The 19,453-nt window shown below is 66.5% G+C and carries 16 protein-coding genes; all 16 read left to right on the top strand.

Going from position 1 to position 19,453, the window contains the following annotated elements:
* Positions 1-80: 80 nt before the first annotated feature.
* The 16 genes from ACXJMY_RS27110 to ACXJMY_RS27035 all read left to right on the top strand — a co-directional run bounded on the left by ACXJMY_RS27110 (position 81) and on the right by ACXJMY_RS27035 (position 19,452).
* Positions 81-1,538, top strand: a complete 1,458-nt coding sequence (locus tag ACXJMY_RS27110) for a UDP-N-acetylmuramoyl-L-alanyl-D-glutamate--2,6-diaminopimelate ligase (RefSeq protein ID WP_456622411.1) — start codon at positions 81-83, stop codon at positions 1,536-1,538.
* Positions 1,535-2,914 (top strand): UDP-N-acetylmuramoyl-tripeptide--D-alanyl-D-alanine ligase, encoded by a 1,380-nt coding sequence (locus tag ACXJMY_RS27105; protein ID WP_456622410.1) that lies wholly within the window; start codon positions 1,535-1,537, stop codon positions 2,912-2,914. The genes ACXJMY_RS27110 and ACXJMY_RS27105 overlap by 4 nt, the downstream gene beginning before the upstream one ends.
* Before the next feature lie 182 nt (positions 2,915-3,096).
* The gene (mraY, locus tag ACXJMY_RS27100; protein WP_456622409.1) at positions 3,097-4,200 is read left to right on the top strand and encodes a phospho-N-acetylmuramoyl-pentapeptide-transferase; all 1,104 of its coding nucleotides are present in this window, start codon (positions 3,097-3,099) and stop codon (positions 4,198-4,200) included.
* A 132-nt stretch (positions 4,201-4,332) separates the two neighbouring features.
* Positions 4,333-5,733 carry a UDP-N-acetylmuramoyl-L-alanine--D-glutamate ligase gene (murD, locus tag ACXJMY_RS27095; protein ID WP_456622408.1) on the top strand — a complete coding sequence of 467 codons (1,401 nt, stop codon included), beginning with the start codon at positions 4,333-4,335 and terminating at the stop codon, positions 5,731-5,733.
* Between the two features lie 2 nt (positions 5,734-5,735).
* On the top strand, positions 5,736-5,912 hold the full coding sequence (locus ACXJMY_RS27090) for a hypothetical protein (RefSeq protein ID WP_456622407.1): 177 nt from the start codon (positions 5,736-5,738) through the stop codon (positions 5,910-5,912).
* Between the two features lie 18 nt (positions 5,913-5,930).
* A complete protein-coding gene (locus tag ACXJMY_RS27085) occupies positions 5,931-6,140 on the top strand; it encodes a hypothetical protein (protein WP_456622406.1) in 210 nt (69 codons plus the stop codon).
* 257 nt (positions 6,141-6,397) lie between these two features.
* Positions 6,398-7,549, top strand: a complete 1,152-nt coding sequence (gene ftsW / locus ACXJMY_RS27080) for a putative lipid II flippase FtsW (protein WP_456622405.1) — start codon at positions 6,398-6,400, stop codon at positions 7,547-7,549.
* 187 nt (positions 7,550-7,736) lie between these two features.
* Positions 7,737-8,837, top strand: a complete 1,101-nt coding sequence (gene murG, locus ACXJMY_RS27075) for an undecaprenyldiphospho-muramoylpentapeptide beta-N-acetylglucosaminyltransferase (protein WP_456622404.1) — start codon at positions 7,737-7,739, stop codon at positions 8,835-8,837.
* 138 nt (positions 8,838-8,975) lie between these two features.
* Entirely contained in the window at positions 8,976-10,379 is a 1,404-nt protein-coding gene (murC, locus tag ACXJMY_RS27070) for a UDP-N-acetylmuramate--L-alanine ligase (protein WP_456622403.1), read from the top strand.
* Between the two features lie 4 nt (positions 10,380-10,383).
* On the top strand, positions 10,384-11,304 hold the full coding sequence (gene murB / locus ACXJMY_RS27065; protein WP_456622435.1) for a UDP-N-acetylmuramate dehydrogenase: 921 nt from the start codon (positions 10,384-10,386) through the stop codon (positions 11,302-11,304).
* A gap of 116 nt (positions 11,305-11,420) precedes the next feature.
* Positions 11,421-12,407: a D-alanine--D-alanine ligase family protein gene (locus ACXJMY_RS27060; protein ID WP_456622402.1), complete on the top strand. Its 987-nt coding sequence runs from the start codon at positions 11,421-11,423 to the stop codon at positions 12,405-12,407.
* Positions 12,408-12,756: 349 nt separating this feature from the next.
* Positions 12,757-13,791 (top strand): cell division protein FtsQ/DivIB, encoded by a 1,035-nt coding sequence (locus tag ACXJMY_RS27055; RefSeq protein ID WP_456622401.1) that lies wholly within the window; start codon positions 12,757-12,759, stop codon positions 13,789-13,791.
* Entirely contained in the window at positions 13,788-15,110 is a 1,323-nt protein-coding gene (ftsA, locus tag ACXJMY_RS27050; protein ID WP_456622400.1) for a cell division protein FtsA, read from the top strand. Before ACXJMY_RS27055 ends, ftsA begins: the two co-directional genes overlap by 4 nt.
* A gap of 90 nt (positions 15,111-15,200) precedes the next feature.
* Positions 15,201-16,982 carry a cell division protein FtsZ gene (gene ftsZ, locus ACXJMY_RS27045; protein WP_456622399.1) on the top strand — a complete coding sequence of 594 codons (1,782 nt, stop codon included), beginning with the start codon at positions 15,201-15,203 and terminating at the stop codon, positions 16,980-16,982.
* Positions 16,983-17,343: 361 nt separating this feature from the next.
* The gene (lpxC, locus tag ACXJMY_RS27040; protein ID WP_456622398.1) at positions 17,344-18,306 is read left to right on the top strand and encodes a UDP-3-O-acyl-N-acetylglucosamine deacetylase; all 963 of its coding nucleotides are present in this window, start codon (positions 17,344-17,346) and stop codon (positions 18,304-18,306) included.
* A 243-nt stretch (positions 18,307-18,549) separates the two neighbouring features.
* Positions 18,550-19,452 (top strand): outer membrane protein assembly factor BamD, encoded by a 903-nt coding sequence (locus tag ACXJMY_RS27035; protein ID WP_456622397.1) that lies wholly within the window; start codon positions 18,550-18,552, stop codon positions 19,450-19,452.
* The last annotated feature ends 1 nt before the right edge of the window (position 19,453 follow it).

The raw sequence follows: 19,453 nt of genomic DNA, 5'->3' as shown, positions 1-19,453 counted from the left end.
ACCGGGGTGGCCGTGGCCGCCGCTGAGTCGGTGTTTTCCGGCGGTTCGGCTTTCCGGCACGGCATGTCGACTGGACGACCATGAAACTGCGCGACCTCTTAGGCAATGATGCCGAGACCGAGCCCGCTGTCGCGGCGCTCGACGTAACCGGCGTTGCGCTCGACAGCCGTGTGGTCAAACCCGGCGATCTCTTCTTCGCACTGGCCGGCAGCAAGACCGACGGCGCGCGCTTCATCGACGCTGCGGTTGCCGCAGGGGCGGCGGCGGTCGTCGGCGACCATGCGCCGGCCAGCTCCAAGGTGCCGTTCATCGCCGTGACCAATCCGCGCCGCGCACTGGCGCTCGCGGCGGCAAGATTCTTCCCCGCGCAGCCCGCGACCATCGCGGCGGTGACCGGCACCAGCGGCAAGACCTCGGTCGCCGCGTTCACACGGCAGATCTGGGAGCGGCTGGGGCATGTCTCCGCCAGCATCGGCACCATCGGCCTCGTCTCGCCCAAGCGCACGGTCTACGGCTCGCTGACGACGCCGGATCCGATCGCGCTGCACCGGCAGCTCGATGAGATCGCGCGCGATGGCGTCACGCATCTTGCCTTCGAGGCGTCCTCGCACGGGCTCGACCAGTACCGCCTCGACGGCGTGCGCGTCTCCGCCGGCGGCTTCACCAATCTCTCGCGCGACCACATGGATTATCATCCGACCGTCGCGCATTATCTGGCGGCAAAGCTCAGGCTGTTCCGCGAACTGGTCCCGCCGGACGGTGCGGCCGCGATCTCCGCGGATCATGATTGCTCGGCTGAAGTGATCGACGCGGCGAAGGCGCGCGGCCTGCGCGTGATGGCGGTCGGCCGCAATGGCGACGGGGCAGGCGAGGGCATTGCTCTGATCGGTGCCGAGGTCGAGGGCTTTTCGCAAGTCCTCGCGGTCGAGCATCGCGGCAAGCGATACGCGATCCGGCTGCCGCTGGTTGGCGAATTCCAGATCGAGAACGCGCTGGTATCGGCCGGCCTTGCGATCGGCACCGGCAGCGACGCCGCCAATGTGTTTGCGAGCCTCGAGCATCTCGAAGGCGCCAAGGGCCGGCTGGAGCGCGTCGGCGAGCGCAACGGCGCGCCGATCTTCGTCGACTACGCGCACAAGCCCGACGCGCTGGCGAAGGCGTTGCAGGCGCTGCGGCCTTACGCGAAGCGCAGGCTGGTCGTCGTGTTCGGCGCCGGCGGCGATCGCGATGCCGGCAAGCGTCCGATCATGGGCGAGATCGCGGCGGAGAATGCCGACGGCGTCATCGTCACCGACGACAATCCGCGCAGCGAGAAGCCCGAGGCCATCCGCGCCGCGATCCTCGCCACCGCCAAGGGCGCCCGCGAGATCGGCGACCGTGCCGCGGCGATCCGCGCCGCGATCGAGGAATTGCAGGAGGGCGATGCGTTGCTCGTCGCCGGCAAGGGACACGAGACCGGGCAGATCGTCGGCGGCGAGGTGCTGCCCTTCAGTGATCACGAGGCGGTTGCCGCCGCATTAGCGACGAGGGTGGCATGAGCGCGCCAATTTGGACGGTGTCTGAGGTGGCGCGCGCGCTGGGCGCTGCCGGATCATTCCCGGATACGCCGATCGACTTCGTCACCCAGGACAGCCGGCTGGTGAAGCCGGGCAGCCTGTTCGTCGCGCTGAGCGGCACGCCGAGCGGCGGTTTCATTTCCGCCTTCGCCAGCGCGCGCGACGGCTGGGAGTTCGCGGACAAGGCGGAAGCCTCCGGCGCCGTCGCGATGATCGTGCCGCACGAGATTGCCGGCATCCGCATTCCGCAGATCGTCGTCAAGGACACGCTGATCGACGGCCTCTGGGGCCTCGCGCGCGCCGCCCGCGCGCGCTTCAACGGTCCGGTGATCGGGCTCACCGGTAGCGCGGGCAAGACCAGCACCAAGGAATATCTCGCGGCCTATCCGAACGCCTATGCGAGCCCGTCGAGCTTCAACAATTTCTGGGGTGTGCCGCTGACGCTGTGCAATGCTAGGTCCGATGCGAGCCTCTGGGTCGTCGAGATGGGCATGAACCAGCGAGGTGAGATCGCGCGGCTCAGCGAATTGACGCGGCCGACCGTGGCGCTCGTCGTCAACGTCCAGCCGGTGCATCTGGAAAAGCTCGGCTCGCTTGAAGCGATCCGCCGCGAGAAGGTGTCGATCGCGCTCGGCCTGCCCGAGGACGGCGTGCTGGTGCTGCCGACCGGGATCAAGGCGCCCGACTGGAAGGGCAAGGTGGTGCGCTTCGGCGAGAATGCCGAGGTGCACGAGATCACGCACGCCCCGCATGGCGAGAGCTGGCAGGTTGTAGCCGGGATCGGCAAGAAGGAGATCGCGTTCAGTCTGACGCCGGGCGCGCCGCACCGCGTTCAGAATGCGCTGGCAGCGCTCGCCGCGATCCGTGCGGCGAACCTCGATGCTGCGACGCTTGCGATCAAGCTCGACCGGGTCGGGATCATGACCGGCCGCGGCGTCGAGCAATTGGTCGGCGGCGTCACCGTGATCGACGACAGCTTTAACGGCAACCCGGCCAGCGTGGCTGCTGCGCTGCAAAGCCTCCAGGCCCGCCACATGGGCGGCGGCCGCCGCATTGCGGTGCTCGGCGACATGCTGGAGCTGGGCGACGACGCACCAGGCTATCACACCGGTCTCGCCGGGCATCTCGACGGCATCGACGGCGTCTACTGCGTCGGGCCGCTGATGCGGCATCTCTACGACGTGCTGCCGGCCGGCAAGGGCCTCGGCTGGCACGACGATCCCGTCACGCTGAAGCCGGGCGAGGTCGCGGGCCTGCTGAAGGCAGGCGATGTCGTGGTTGTCAAGGGCAGCAAGAAGATGTTCTGGGTCAACAAGTTTGTGCCGGCCCTAGTGGCCGCCTTGCAGGCAAAGGCGTAAACTGCTTGGAAGGCGCTGTTCCCGTTCCCACCGTTTTGCGGCGCGAAGCCGGCAGGTTTCTTAGAGGTCGCCCGACCCATGATGAAGACCAGCGCATGCGCGTGAGGCACGTCGAGGCCGGGGTGAAGGCCAGGGCTACTTGCGAAGAAGGCCGCCTGCAAAGGCGCCATAGGACCGTCTGAATGTTTTACTGGCTGATCGAACTCTCCAACACATTTCCGGGCTTCGGTGCCGTTCGCACCTTCCTCAACGTCTTCCGCTACATCACCTTCCGCACCGGCGGCGCCGTCGTCACCGGCGCGCTGTTCGTGTTCCTGTTCGGTCCCTGGATCATCGATCATCTGCGCATCCGCCAGGGCAAGGGCCAGCCGATTCGGACCGATGGCCCGCAATCGCATCTCAGCAAGAAGGGCACGCCCACCATGGGTGGGCTGATGATCCTGTCCGGCCTCACGGTCGGCACGGTGCTGTGGGCCAATCCGCTCAATCCCTACGTCTGGATCGTGCTGGCGGTCACGCTCGGCTTCGGCTTCGTCGGCTTCTATGACGATTACCTCAAGGTGACCAAGCAGACCACGACCGGGTTCGGCGGCAAGCTTCGGCTGCTGATCGAGGCGGTCATCGCGCTGGCCGCCTGCTATGCGCTGGTGCGGCTCAATCGCGATCCCGCATCGACCGCGCTGACGATACCCTTCCTCAAGGATACCGTGCTGCATTTCGGCTGGTTCTTCGTCGTCTTCGGCGCCTTCGTCATCGTCGGCGCGGGCAATGCGGTGAACCTCACCGACGGTCTCGACGGCCTCGCCATCGTGCCTGTGATGATCGCGACCGCGAGCTTCGCGATGATCGCCTATCTCGCCGGCAACGCGGTGTTCGCCGACTATCTCCAGATCAAATATGTCGCCGGCACCGGCGAGCTCGCAGTGCTCTGCGGCGCGCTGTTAGGGGCCGGCCTCGGCTTCCTCTGGTTCAACGCGCCGCCGGCCTCGATCTTCATGGGTGACACCGGCTCGCTCGCGCTCGGCGGCATGCTGGGTGCGATCGCGGTCGCGGTGAAGCACGAGATCGTGCTCGCGGTGATCGGCGGCCTGTTCGTGCTGGAGGCGGTCTCCGTCATCGTGCAGGTGGTGTCGTTCAAGTTCACCGGAAAACGGATCTTTCGCATGGCGCCGATCCATCACCATTTCGAGCAGCTCGGCTGGACCGAGCCGCAGATCGTGATCCGGTTCTGGATCATCTCGGTGATGCTGGCACTCGCCGGCCTGTCCACGCTGAAGCTGCGGTGATCTGATGGTGGCCGTTGTTTGCTGTCATTCCGGGGCTCGCGAAGCGAGAACTATGGTGCGCAATTGCGCACCTGAGAATCTCGAGATTCCGGATCGCCGCTTCGCGTCGTCCGGAATGACGGGTGTTGGGCCATGATCTCGGTCACGTCCTTCGCCGGCAAGACCGTCGCGGTGTTCGGCCTCGGCGGCTCGGGGCTCGCGTCCTGTCACGCGTTGAAAGCGGGCGGCGCCGAAGTGGTCGCCGCCGACGACAATGCCGAGAACGTCGCCAAGGCCGCGCAGGCCGGATTCATCACCGCGGATTTGCGCAACGTCTCCTGGGCGAATTTTTCGGCGCTGGTGCTCGCGCCCGGCGTGCCGCTCACCCATCCCGTGCCGCATTGGAGCGCGCTGAAGGCACGCGAGGCCGGCGTCGAGGTGATCGGCGACATCGAGCTGTTCTGCCGCGAGCGGCGCCGCCACGCGCCGGATGCGCCGTTCGTCGCCATCACCGGCACCAACGGCAAGTCGACCACGACGGCGCTGATCGCGCATCTCACCAAGGTCGCCGGCTACGACACCCAGATGGGCGGCAATATCGGCACCGCGATCCTGTCGCTGGAGCCGCCGCGCACCGGCCGCGTCCATGTCGTCGAGATGTCGTCCTACCAGATCGACCTCACGCCCTCGCTCGATCCCTCCGTCGGCATTTTGCTCAATGTCAGCGAGGACCATATCGACCGTCACGGCACGGTCGAACACTACGCCGCGGTGAAGGAGCGTCTCGTCGCGAGCGTGCAGCCAGGCGGCACCTCGATCGTCGGCGTCGACGACGGCTTTTGCCGCGACATCGCCGACCGGCTCGAGCGTGCAGGCAGGAACGTTGTGCGCATCTCGGTCAGGAATCCGCTGGCGAGCGGCATCCATGTCGAGCACGGCACCATCGTGCGCACCGCGGGTGGCGCGCGCAGCGAGGTCGCAAAGCTCGGCGGCATCGGCTCGCTGCGCGGCCTGCACAACGCGCAGAACGCGGCCTGTGCGGCTGCCGCCGCGCTCGCGATGGGCATCAGCCAGGACGTGTTGCAGGACGGCCTGCGCAGCTTTCCGGGACTGGCACACCGCATGGAGCAGGTCGGCCGCCGCGGCAACGTGCTGTTCGTCAACGACTCCAAGGGGACCAACGCGGATGCCACCGCGTATGCGCTGTCGTCCTTTGCCGACATCTTCTGGATCGCCGGCGGCAAGCCGAAGGCGGGCGGCATCACCAGCCTCACGGGTTTCTTCCCGCGCATCCGCAAAGCCTATCTGATCGGCGAGGCCGCGCAGGAGTTTTCCGGCACGCTCGGCAGCGAGGTCGCCCACGAGATCAGCCAGACGCTCGACGTTGCCGTCGAGCACGCCGCGCGCGATGCGGAGGCGTCGGGCTTGCAGGACGCCGTCGTGCTGTTGTCGCCTGCCTGCGCCTCCTTCGACCAGTACCGCAACTTCGAGATCCGCGGCACCAAGTTCCGCGAGCTGGTGCAGGCGCTGCCGGGTGTGAAGCCGGTGGTGTGAGGATGGCGCGGCAACGCTGGATCGGAATTGCCGTCGCTGCTCTTGCCGTCCCGGTCGTCGCGGGCTTTGTCTTCGTTGTCGTCATCGACAATCTCATGAGCGGATTCGGCGCATGCCGCGTCGTTCGCCAGCGCGCATTCGCCTCGCCAAGCGGTAGCCAGTTGGTCGTCGTGGTCTAGAAGTCGTGCGGCGCGACGGTGCCCGACAGCACGCAAGCCAGTATCGTGGCGCGCGGCCGGACATTCTCGCCCGAGAGCACGCCGACCTTTCTCAGCGTGCGCGAGCATCAGGATGTCAGCGTTGCCTGGATTAGCGAGCATGCCGTCAGGATCGGGTCCATTTCCGGGACAGTCCAAATTTACAAACGCGACCAGCGCGTTGGGGATGTCACGATCAATTACGAATAGGGCAGATCCGCAAGGTCTCGTGTCCCGGACGCGGTGCGGCACGAAGTGACGCTCCGCAGAGCCGGGACCCAGGAGCGGCAATGGGCCCCGGCTCTGCAGCGCACCGCCATAGCGTGTCGAAGACGCGCGTAAACGCGCTTATGGCGCTGCGCTGCGTCCGGGGCAAGAGACTCTCTACAAGTTCATCGATCCCCTTAACCCCCCGGTAACCAACCTCGGCGACCAATGGACCGACCTCTGTCCGAAAGCGGCCGCCCATGCTCTCCCGTGAAGAACGCACCCCCTTTTCCGAGTGGTGGTGGACCGTCGACAAGCCGCTGATGGGCGCGATCCTGGCGCTGATGCTTTGCGGGGTCATCCTGTCGCTGGCGGCGAGCCCGCCGGTTGCGACCCGCATCGGGCTCGATCCCTTCCATTTCTTCAGCCGCCACGTGATGTTCCTGGCGCCGTCCTTCATGGTGCTGGTCGGCGTCTCCTTCCTGTCGCCGCGGGCCATCCGGCGCTCGGCGCTGATCATCTTCGCGGCCAGCATCGTCCTGATCGTGCTGACGCTGGCCATCGGCCCCGAGGTGAAGGGCTCGCGGCGCTGGATCACGCTGCTCGGCGTCAACATCCAGGCCTCCGAAGTGGCCAAACCTTCGTTTGTCGTGATCGCGGCCTGGCTGTTTGCGGAATCGACCAGGCGGCCTGAGATGCCGGCGACCTCGATGGCGCTGGTGCTGCTCTTGATGCTGGTCTCGCTGCTGGTGATGGAGCCGGATTTCGGCCAGACCATGCTGATCCTGTTGGTGTGGGGCTCGCTGTTCTTCATCGCGGGCATGCGCATGATCTGGGTGTTCGGCCTCGCCGGCATCGGCGCCGCCGGATTGTTCAGCGCCTATCTGTTTGTTCCGCATGTGGCGGGCCGCATCAAGCGCTTCATGAACCCGGCCTCCGGCGACACCTTCCAGGTCGATACCGCCATGGAGGCCTTCTACAACGGTGGTTGGTTCGGGCTCGGGCCGGGCGAGGGCATCGCCAAGCGCAGCCTGCCGGACAGCCATACCGACTTCGTGTTCGCTGTCGCGGCCGAAGAGTTCGGCATCATCCTGTGCCTCGCCATGCTGGCGCTGTTTGCCTTCGTCGTGATCCGCACGCTGTCGCGCGCCTACGCCAATGAGGACATGTTCTCGCGCTTCGCGGCCTCTGGGCTAGCGATCCTGTTCGGCGTGCAGGCGGCGATCAACATGTCGGTCAACCTGCAGCTCATCCCCGCCAAGGGCATGACGCTGCCGTTCATCTCCTATGGCGGCTCCTCGATCGTGTCGCTGGCCTATGGCGTCGGCATGATGCTGGCGCTGACGCGGCTGCGCCCGCGCACCGAGGTGGAATCGATCGGCCACGCCGAGGCGATGCGCAGCTACGCGTGACCGCTCTCGTGTCCCGGACAAGCGCAGCGAAGCGGAGCGCAGAGCCGGGACCCAGAATGTCGCAACCATGGGCCCCGGTTCAGCAGCGCACCACGCCGCGAAGGGCGGCGCGCTGCGCTGCGCCCGGGGCACGAGCACTGTGTAGCTGGCTCGCAATGGCGGCGCTTTCCCTGTAAATACGGCCGCCATGGACACTTCCCCCTTGATTCTTCTCGCCGCGGGCGGCACCGGCGGCCATCTGTTTCCGGCCGAGGCGCTCGGCGTCGAATTGATCCGGCGCGGCTTTCGCGTCCGCCTCGTCACCGACGAGCGCGCGCTGCGCTATAGCGGGCTGTTCAGCAAGGACATGATCGACGTCGTCTCGAGCGAGACCGCGCGCGGCCGCAATCCGTTGCAGCTCGCCTATGCCGGCCTCACGCTCGCCGCCGGCACGCTCTCTGCGTATCGCCTGATCAAGCGATTGAAGCCGGTCGCCGTCGTCGGCTTCGGCGGCTATCCGACGCTGCCGCCGCTGGTCGCGGCGAAATTCGCCGGCGTGCCCGGCATCATCCACGACGCCAATGCCGTGCTCGGCCGCGCCAACCGCTTTCTGTCGAGCCGGGTTCGCGCCATCGCGACCTCGCTGCCCGGCGTGCTCGACCGCGATCCGGCGCTATCGGGCAAGACCACGACAGTCGGCACACCGATGCGCCCGGCAGTCCTTGCCGCAGCCGCGGTGCCATATGCCGCGCCCGAGGTGAACGGCCCGCTGCGCCTGCTTGTCGTCGGCGGCAGCCAGGGCGCGCGCATCATGGCCGACATCGTGCCGGGCGCGATCGAGCGGCTCGAGCCCGCGCTGTGGGGCCGGCTCATCCTCACCCAGCAGGTGCGCGACGAGGACATGGCGCGTGTGCGCGCGGTCTACGACAAGCTGAAGATCAAGGCCGAGCTCGCGCCGTTCTTCACCGATCTGCCGGCGCGGCTTGCCTCCAACCACCTCGTGGTGTCGCGCTCCGGTGCCGGCACCGTGGCCGAGCTCGCCGCGATCGGGCGGCCCTCGATCCTGGTGCCGCTGCCCGGCGCGATCGACCAGGACCAGTTCGCCAATGCCGGCGTGCTGTCCAAGGTCGACGGCGCGATCCGCATCCCGCAGACCGAGTTCACCTCGGACCGGCTGGCGTCCGAGATCTCGGGTTTTGCGGCCGAACCGGCACGACTGGCCACGATGGCTGCGGCGGCGAGGGGAGCGGGGCGGCTCGACGCCGCCGAGCGCCTGGCCGATCTGGTGGTCAAAGTCGCGGGAATCTGAGCCTAAACGGGCCGATTTTCGTATTTTTGCCGTCATGGCCGGGCTTGTCCCGGCCATCCACGTCTTGCATGAAGTAGCTTGGGATTCGTGGATGCCCGGGACGAGCCCGGCCATGACGACGGAACGACGGGATAGAGCATGAGACTGCCGCGCGAGATTGGACCCATCCACTTCGTCGGGATCGGCGGAATCGGCATGAGCGGCATCGCCGAGGTGCTGGTCAATCTCGGCTACGCCGTGCAGGGCTCGGACGCCTCCGACAATTACAATCTCGACCGACTGCGCAAGAAGGGCGCAAAGGTCTCGGTCGGCCACAAGGCGGAGAATGTCGACGGCGCCGAGGTCGTCGTGGTGTCCTCCGCGATCAAGCGCGACAATCCGGAATTGATGGCGGCGCGCGCGCAGCGCATTCCCGTGGTGCGCCGCGCCGAGATGCTGGCCGAGCTGATGCGGCTCAAGAGCTGCGTTGCCATCGCCGGCACCCATGGCAAGACCACCACGACCACGATGGTCGCGACGCTGCTCGATGCCGGCGGTCTCGATCCCACCGTCATCAATGGCGGCATCATCAACGCCTACGGCTCCAACGCGCGTCTCGGCGCCGGCGACTGGATGGTGGTGGAAGCCGACGAGAGCGACGGCACGTTCCTGAAGCTGCCGACCGATGTCGCGATCGTCACCAATGTCGATCCCGAGCATCTCGATCACTTCAAGACGTTCGAGGCCGTGCAGGACGCTTTCCGAAGCTTCGTCGAGAACCTGCCGTTCTACGGCTTTGCCGTGATGTGCATCGATCATCCCGTCGTGCAAAGCCTGGTCGGCAAGATCGAGGATCGCCGCATCATCACCTACGGCGAGAACCCGCAGGCCGACGCGCGGTTCGTCGATCTCACCCCGATGGGTGGCGGATCGAAGTTCAAGGTCGCGTTCCGCGATCGCAAGACCGGCGCTGTGCATGAGATCGAAGATCTCATGCTGCCGATGCCGGGGCGTCACAACGCCTCCAACGCGACCGCCGCGATCGCGGTGGCGCGCGAGCTCGGCGTGTCGGACGAGGCGATCCGCAAGGCGATCGCCGGCTTCGGCGGCGTCAAGCGCCGCTTCACCAAGACCGGCGAGTGGAACGGCGTCACCGTGATCGACGATTACGGCCATCACCCCGTGGAGATATCGGCCGTGCTGAAGGCGGCGCGGGAATCCACCAACGGCAAGATCGTCGCCGTGGTGCAGCCGCATCGCTACACCCGCCTGCAATCGCTGTTCGAGGAATTTTGCACCTGCTTCAACGATGCCGATGCGGTGATCGTCGCCGACGTCTATGCCGCCGGCGAAACGCCGATCGAAGGCATCGACCGCGACCATTTCGTCTCAGGCCTGCGCGCGCACGGGCACCGCGAGGTGATCCCGCTGCCGGCGGCGACGGAGCTTGCGGGCATCGTCAAGGGACTCGCGGGATCGGGCGATCTCGTCGTGTGTCTCGGAGCCGGCAACATTACGCAATGGGCGTATGCGCTGCCCGGCGAATTGAAGGCGCTGGGGTAGAATGGTGGGATTCCCCGACATCACGCCCGAGCTCAAAGCCACGATGCCCAAGCTGCGCGGCCGGCTGCTCGCCAACCAGTCGCTCGCCGAGCTCACCTGGTTTCGCGTCGGGGGTCCCGCGCAGGTGCTGTTCACGCCGGCGGATGAGGACGATCTCGCCTACTTCCTCGCGCATCTCGCCGGCGACATTCCTGTCCATGTCGTCGGCGTCGGCTCCAATCTGATCGTGCGCGACGGCGGCATTGCGGGCGTCGTGATCCGGCTGGCGCCGCGCGCCTTCGGCGAGGCAGCCGCGAGCGGCGACACCGTGACGGCAGGTGCCGCCGCGCTCGACAAGCGCGTCGCGGAAGTCGCGGCCGGCGCCAATATCGGCGGGCTGGAATTCTACTTCGGCATTCCCGGCACCATCGGCGGCGCGCTGCGGATGAATGCGGGGGCCAATGGCGGCGAGACCAAGGACATGCTGGTCGAGGCGCGAGGGGTCGCGCGCGACGGCACGAAGCGCGTCTTCTCCAATGCCGACATGAAGTTCGTCTACCGCAACAGCGGCGTCGATCCCTCCGTCATCTTCACGTCTGCGCGTTTTCGCGGCGAGATCAGGGACGCGGACGCGATCCGCGCCCGCATGGCCGAGGTGCAGAGCCATCGCGAGACCGCGCAGCCGATCCGTGAAAAGACCGGCGGCTCGACCTTCAAGAACCCGCCCGGCCATTCCGCCTGGAAGCTGGTCGACGCCGCCGGCTGCCGCGGCTTGCGCGTCGGCGGCGCGCAGGTCTCGGAGATGCACTGCAATTTCCTGATCAACACCGGCGATGCCACCGCGCACGACATCGAGACGCTGGGCGAGACCGTGCGCGAACGAGTGAAGGCAAATTCCGGAATTGAGCTACACTGGGAAATCAAGCGGATCGGGGTTTCCAACTGACAGTCATTCCGGGGGCGCGAAGCGCAACTATGGTGCGCAATGCGCACCTGAGAATCTCGAGATTCCGGGTTCGATGCTTTCGTATCGCCCCGGAATGACAAATTGCGAGGAAGCGAATGCGCATCACCATTCTGTTCGGCGGCTCCAACCGGGAGCGTCTGGTTTCCGTCGCCTCGGCCCAGGCGCTGCATCAGGCGCTGCCCGAGGCCGATCTCTGGTTCTGGGACGTCCAGGACAAGGTGCACACCGTCCAGTCGATGCAGCTGCTCGAACATGCCCGTCCCTTCGAGGACGAGTTCAAGCCCGACACGCGCGGCATTCCGCTGGAGCAGGCGCTCGACCAGGCCAGGGCCGAGGACCGCGTGCTGGTGCTCGGCCTGCATGGCGGGCGCGCCGAGAACGGCGAATTGCAGGTGATGTGCGAGGCGCGCGGCGTGGCCTTCACCGGATCGGGCTCGGCCTCTTCCCATCTCGCCTTCGACAAGATCGCCGCCAAGCATTTTGCCGCGCTCGGCGGCGTGACGCCGCCGGCAAATATTGCGCTGGACAACATCGACGATGCCTTTGCCGAATACGGCCGGCTGATTGCGAAGCCGGCGCGGGACGGATCGAGCTACGGACTGATCTTCGTCAATGCCCGTCAGGACCTCGTCGCCGTCCGCAACGCGGCGAAGCATGAGGAGTACGTCATCGAGCCCTACATTGCCGGCGTGGAGGCGACCTGCGGCGTGCTGGAGCGCACCGACGGCTCGATCATCGCGCTGCCGCCGATCGAGATCATTCCGGGCGAGGGCAATTTCGACTACGCCGCAAAATATCTGCTGAGTACGACGCAGGAGATCTGCCCGGGCCGCTTCACACCGGAGGTCACCGCCGCGCTGAAGCAGCAGGCGATGCTGGCGCATCGCGCGATGTCCTGCACCGGCTATTCCCGCTCCGACTTCATCGCCTCGGACAAGGGCCTGGTCTATCTCGAAACCAACACGCTGCCCGGGCTGACCAAGTCCTCGCTCTACCCCAAGGCGCTGAAGGCCGAAGGCATCGCGTTCGTCGACTTCCTGCGCGGCCTGATCGAGCTCGCCGAGCGGCAGGTGCGGAAATAGTTAGGACTGGTTAACGGCGAAACGGCCGAAACCGCCCGATTTGGTGGCCAAAACCGGTAAAATGCCGGACATCGCGGCATAAATGCCTCACAGCGCGAGGCAAAAAGCTTTCCGCGTTAACGAAGTTTACCTTTTGTTTACCAGGAAGGCCGAAGGTTAACGCTGGCGGCGCATATGGCGCTTTGGCTGCCGGCGCGTGAGCTGTTGCGGGTGATCTCACCTCCAGCGAACGCTTTGATGGGGAAAGGCTTCTTCTGCTGAAGACCAGCACCCGGCCCGGCACGTCCGAGACGTCATGTTCGCCAGGGCCCGCGCGATGTTGCGGGCAAACTGTTGACGAGCTCGTGCAATGGATGGTGCAGGAAGCCTCACCCGGTCGCTTTTCAGATCGCTGAGGCCCCAAGCTGACCTGAAGGCGGCCGCTGTTGGAGCGGTCGTGCTTCTGCGCGAGTGGGTGCAGGACAAGCGCCAGGAAAGACTTCACGCCGCGCGCGCTGCCGCCAAGGACAAGATCAAAGCGAAGGCCAAAGCCGTCATCGAACGCGAGCCGCCGTCGCGTGTGGTGGCGATGGTCGAGCGCTATCTGCCGCGCCGGGTCGGGATCAGCATGACCGTGCTGCTGCTGGTCGGAAGCTGCGGCCTGGGCATCGTCAAGGGCGGCCATCTCCAGGATTTCGTCACCGCGGTCGGCGACGCCCGCAATGYGCTGGCCAATTCCGCCGGCTTCCGCATCACCTCCGTCGTGATCAACGGCCGCAAGCAGCTCAGCCAGGACGAGATCCTGGCGATCGGCGGCGTCAGCGGCCGCTCCTCGCTGCTGTTCCTCGACGCCGACGGCGTCCGCGACAAGCTCAAGGCCAATCCCTGGATCGCGGATGCGACCGTGCTGAAGCTCTATCCGGGCCAGCTCATGATCGAGATCACCGAGCGCAAGGCGTTCGCGCTGTGGCAGCAGGCCGGCCGGCTCTCCGTGATCGCCGATGACGGCGCCGTGCTCGAGCCCTACGTGTCCCGCCGCTTCCTGTCGCTGCCGCTCGTGGTCGGCAAGGGCGCCGAGACGCAGGCCCGCGACTTCCTCGCTCTGCTCGCGCGCTATCCGCAGGTGAACGCGGTGACGAAGGCCGCGATCCTCGTCGGCGAGCGGCGCTGGAACCTGAGGCTGAAGGACGGTCTCGACATCCGCCTGCCCGAGCAGGACGTCGGCAACGCGCTGGCGATGCTGTCCAGGCTCGACAAGGACGACAAGCTGTTCTCCCGCGACATCATCGCGGTCGACATGCGGCTGCCCGATCGCCTGGTGGTGCAATTGTCGGACGACGCCGCCAAGGCGCGCGAGGACCAGTTCAAGGACAAGAAGAAAAAGAAGGCCGGGGATTCCGCATGACCGGTCTTGATCGCACCCAGACGCCGAAGACGCGCCCGATGCCGCACAAGCGCGGCGGCCTCGTCGCCTGCCTCGACATCGGCACCAGCAAGATCGCCTGCATGATCGCGCGGCTGCGGCCGTCGGCGCCGAGCGAGGCCCTGCGCGGCCGCACCCATGCGGTGGAACTGATCGGTTACAGCCAGATCCAGTCGCGCGGCATGAAGGCCGGCGCGGTGGTCGATCTCGCCGAATGCGAGCAGGCGGTGCGCCAGGCCGTCGGGCTTGCGGAGAAAATGGCCAAGGTGCGGGTCGATTCCGTGCTGCTGTCGGTCTCCGGCGGCCGGCTCTCCGGCCAGCTGGTCGAAGCCGCCGCCGATATCCGCGGCGGGGCAGTGACCCCCGCCGATGTCAGCCGCGTCACCTCGACCGGCATGCGCCACGCCACCGGCGAGGGCCGCACCGTGCTGCACGCGCTGCCGGTCGGCTACACGCTCGACGGCGTCAAGGGCATCCGCGATCCCCGTGGCATGGTCGCGCACCAGTTCGGCATCGACATGAATGTCGTCACCTGCGACGCCACGGTGGCGCGGAACCTGATGCTGGCGGTGGAACGCTGCCACCTCAACGTCGAAGCCATGGCGGCGAGCCCCTATGTGGCCGGCCTGTCGGTGCTGACCGACGATGAGGCCGATCTGGGCGCCGCCGTCGTCGAGATGGGCGCGGGGACCACCACGATCGCGGTCTATGCCGGCGGCCACTTCGTCCATGCGGGCGGCTTTGCGGTCGGCGGGCAACACATCACGATGGATCTCGCACGCGGACTCTCCGCGACCATTGCCGATGCCGAGCGAATCAAGACGTTATATGGGACCGTCCTCACCGGCGGATCGGACTCGCGTGAGCTGATGTCTGTACCGACGGCCGGTGACGAGCAGGATCTGCCGCAGATCGTCTCCCGCGCCACCATCGCCAACATCGTCAAGCACCGTGCCGAGGAAATCTTCGAAATGGTCCGCGACAGGCTGAAGGATTCGCCCTTTGCGGCAGAGCCCAATGGGCGCGTCGTGCTCTCGGGCGGCGCCTCGCAGCTCACCGGTCTCGTCGAGCTCGGAACGCAAATTCTCGGCCGGCCGGTCCGGGTCGGACGTCCGCTCGGTTTTGGCCGGCTGCCCAACGAGGCGAAGAACGCCGCGTTCGCGGTGCCCGCAGGGCTCCTGGTCTACCCGCAATATGTTCACCACGAACATGTCGAACCGCGGCATACGCGGCAGCAGGTCAAGACAGGGACCGGCGGTTATTTCGGAAAGGTCGGACGATGGCTACGCGAGGGCTTCTGATGAATCTTTTCCGCAATTCCCGACTTTCACCAACTCCCGCGGCCGCCGGCCGGGGCGAACCCACGCGCGCGTGATCGAGAGGCAGCAACCATGACCATCAGCATCAACGTTCCTGATATTCACGAATTGAAGCCGCGGATCACCGTGTTCGGCGTCGGCGGCGCCGGCGGCAATGCCGTCAACAACATGATCACGGCCGGCCTCCAGGGCGTCGACTTCGTGGTCGCCAACACCGACGCGCAGGCGCTGACGATGTCGAAGGCACAGCGCATCGTGCAGATGGGCACGGCGGTCACGCAAGGCCTGGGCGCAGGCTCGCAGCCGAACGTCGGCGCAGCCGCCGCGGAAGAGGTGATCGACGAGCTGCGCGACCATCTCTCGGGCGCCAACATGGTGTTCGTCACCGCCGGCATGGGCGGCGGCACCGGCACGGGTGCTGCTCCCGTCATCGCCAGGACCGCGCGCGACATGGGCATCCTCACCGTCGGCGTCGTGACCAAGCCGTTCCACTTCGAGGGCGGCCGCCGCATGCGCACCGCCGAAGCCGGCATCAACGAGCTGCACAAGGTCGTCGATACCCTGCTGATCATCCCGAACCAGAACCTGTTCCGGGTCGCCAACGAGAAGACCACCTTCGCAGACGCCTTCGCGATGGCCGACCAGGTGCTCTACTCGGGCGTTGCCTGCATCACCGACCTGATGGTCAAGGAAGGCCTGATCAACCTCGACTTCGCCGACGTGAGAGCGGTGATGAAGGAGATGGGCAAGGCGATGATGGGCACGGGCGAGGCCTCCGGCGACAAGCGCGCGCTGACCGCCGCCGAAGCCGCGATCGCCAACCCGCTGATCGACGACAGCTCGATGAAGGGCGCCAAGGGCCTGCTGATCTCGATCACCGGCGGCAAGGACCTCACCTTGTTCGAGGTCGACGAAGCCGCGACCCGCATCCGCGAGGAGGTCGACCAGGACGCCAACATCATCGTCGGCGCGACCTTCGACGAAGCGCTCGACGGCCTGATCCGCGTCTCGGTCGTTGCCACCGGCATCGAGCAGGCCGCGATCGCCCGCAACACCCAGGCCACCAGCGCTCCGGTTGCGAACCCGGCCCCCCAGGCTCAGCAGGCGCCGGCTCCGGCCGCTGTTGCCGAGAGCCGGCTCGCCGACCTGACCGCACGGCTGCGCGCCGACAATCAGCGCATGGCCGAGCGTGCCCAGAAGCTGGAATCGCAGATCCCGGCCGCCGCGCCCGCCGCACCGCGTCCCAATGTCGAGCGTGCCGCCCTCGCGGCCATCGCCGCCGCCGTTGCGGACGTCCCGCAGGCGCCCGCGCCGATGCAGACCTATGGCGACGTCACCGTGCGCCCGATCGCGCAGAAGCCGACCCTGTTCCCGGAGCCCGAGCAGACCCCGCTCGCCATGCAGGAGCCGATGACGCCGGAAACCTTCATCCCCCCGCAGGCCGAGCGTGGGCCGGCCCGCGCCCCGCGGATGCCGCGCATCGACGAACTGCCGATGCCGGCCCAGGCCGAGCTTCGCCAGGCCCGCGGCGAGGTCGAGGAGGAGACGCCGCAGAAGACCCGCCTGTCGCTGCTCCAGCGCCTCGCCAATGTCGGCCTCGGCCGTCGCGACGAGGAGAGCGAGCCGCCGATCGCAGCCCGCACCGCCGGCCCGGCGATGCCGCCGCTGCCCGATCGCAAGCCGCAGCGGTCCGTCGCGCAGCAGATCGCATCCAACGAGCCGGTATCGGAATATGCTCGCCGGTCCGCGCCGCAGGGTCTCGACGCCCATGGCCGCCCGGCGCCTGTTGCGCCGGCGCCACAGGGAGACGACCATCTTGATATCCCCGCCTTCCTGCGGCGYCAGGCGACGTAAGGATTGTTACAACAAGGCAGATGCAAAAAGGTCCCGGCGGGAAGCTTGCCGGGACCTTTCCTTTGATCCCGTGAATACCCGGGTGCAGCCGCCAAGCAACTGATTCTAAATAGTTAATTATGTATTGGATGATTCAGTAAGGCTGCCGATAGCAGCCCCAAACCCCGGCGTAATTTGGTTAAGCCTTGGCGCGAATACGGCGGGTTTGGGGTAACAATCGGTAAAAAAGCGTGAGTTGGCGCTGTTTGAGGCAGTGACTATGGTTTGCCGTGACTTGGGGATACGGATTCGGACAGTCGGCCATGGCCACTCAGTCGGGTCTTGTATAAGTCGCAATGGGTCGTAGTGGGGCGGGTTCCTGATGAAATTTAGCCGGCAAACAACGCTTCGTGCGCAAGCCTCGGTGGCAGGCGTCGGCGTTCACTCCGGTCTTCCCGTGACCGTCACCCTCGGCCCTGCGCCGATCGATGCCGGTTTTGTTTTTGTCCGCACCGGCCTCGAGGGATGTGACCGCGAAGTGCAGGCGACCGCCGATCAGGTGATCGCAACCGAGTTCGCGACCGTCCTTGGTGATCGCACCGGCCCGCTGGTCTCCACCGCCGAGCATGTGCTCGCTGCACTGCGGGGCATGGGCGTCGACAACGCCACCATCGAGATCGATGGTCCGGAAGTGCCGATCATGGACGGCAGCGCCGCGGCCTTCATTGCGGCGATCGATCAGGCCGGCATCGTCACCCAATCGGCGCAGCGCCGCTTCATCCAGGTCTTGAAGCCGGTCTCGGCCAAGGTCGGCGACTCCTTCGGCGAGATCCGGCCCCATGCCAACGGGTTCCGCGTCGAGGTCGAGATCGACTTCACCAATCCCGTCATCGGCCAGCAGAGCTACGCCTTCGACCTGAGCGCCGAGCGCTTCCGCCGCGAAGTCGGCCGTGCCCGGACCTTCGGTCTGATGGGCGATGTCGCCCGGCTCTGGAGCGCCGGCTACGCGCTCGGCGCCTCCTTCGACAACACCGTCGTGTTCGACGACGAGCGGCTGCTCAACACCGAGGGCCTGCGCTACGCCGACGAATGCGCCCGCCACAAGGTTCTGGACGTCATCGGCGACCTCGCGCTGGCCGGCCTGCCGCTGCTCGGCGCCTATCGCTCGGTTCGTGGCGGCCACAAGCTCAACCATGCCGTTCTGACCGCGCTGCTCGCCGACCGGACCGCCTGGCGGGTGGTCGAGGGTGAGGCGGCCCGCCGCACCTCGCGTCCCGTTGCCGAGGTTGGCCGGGGTATCGTCGGCGGCCGGATCGCCGCCGCCTACGGGCCGGATGTGTCCTGACCGACCGTTATCGCAGGCGTTGGCCGCTGCTTCCCCCGGGAAACTGCTGGTAACCATGATCGGCTAGCATTGCGGCACGTTCGCCTTAATGCGGGCGGAATGCCTGCCTATCCGGTTGGTTAACTATCGTTTTTCGGTTACACCGGCGTGGTCGCATGGCGGGCATCACGTTCACATTTCGCGCCCATGACGGAGTTCATGGGCTGGCGGGCACCGCATCACAGGGCGTCAGGGCTTAAACTCATGTCGGCACAGCGTATGGCGCGCGGATATCTCTCGGTTTCGCCAGCGGCTTCGATCGGGGCCCGTGGATTGCTCCGGGCCGCCACCTTCCTGGTGCTCGCGCTGCCGCTTGCCGGCTGCGGCACCGGCGCGCTCTGGGACAAGTTCACCGCCAAGGACGACACCTTCGTCGAAGAGCCCGCCGACAAGATCTACAATGAGGGCTTGTACCTCATGAACGAAAAGAAGGACATGAAGGCGGCGAACAAGAAGTTCGAAGAGGTCGACCGCCAGCATCCCTATTCCGACTGGGCGCGCAAATCGCTGCTGATGTCGGCCTATGCGTCCTACCAGGGCGGCGACTATGACGGCTGCATCGGCGCCGCCACCCGCTACGTCACCCTGCATCCCGGCAGCCCGGACGCGGCCTACGCGCAATACCTGATTGCAGCGTCCCATTACGACCAGATCCCCGACATCAGCCGCGACCAGGCCCGGACCGAAAAGGCGATCGCCGCGCTGGAAGAGGTGAACCGCAAATATCCGAACTCGGAATACGCGACCTCCGCCAAGGCCAAGATCGAGGGCGCGCGCGACCAGCTCGCCGGCAAGGAAATGAACGTCGGCCGCTACTACATGCAGAAGCGCGACTACACGGCCGCGATCAACCGCTTCAAGGCCGTGGTGACGCAGTATCAGACCACCCGCCATGTCGAGGAGGCGCTGTTCCGCCTCACCGAGGCCTATATGGCGATCGGCATCGTCGGCGAGGCGCAGACCGCGGCCGCCGTGCTTGGGCACAATTTTCCTGACAGCCGCTGGTACAAGGACGCGTATAATCTTGTAAAATCCGGCGGTCTCGAACCGAGCGAGAATCAGGGGTCCTGGATCAGCAGGACCTTCAAGAAAATGGGTCTCGGCTAGG

Source organism: Bradyrhizobium sp. P5_C12 (assembly GCF_054049735.1).
Note: the sequence above shows the minus strand (reverse complement) of the source record. Positions and strands in the feature narration are given on the sequence as shown.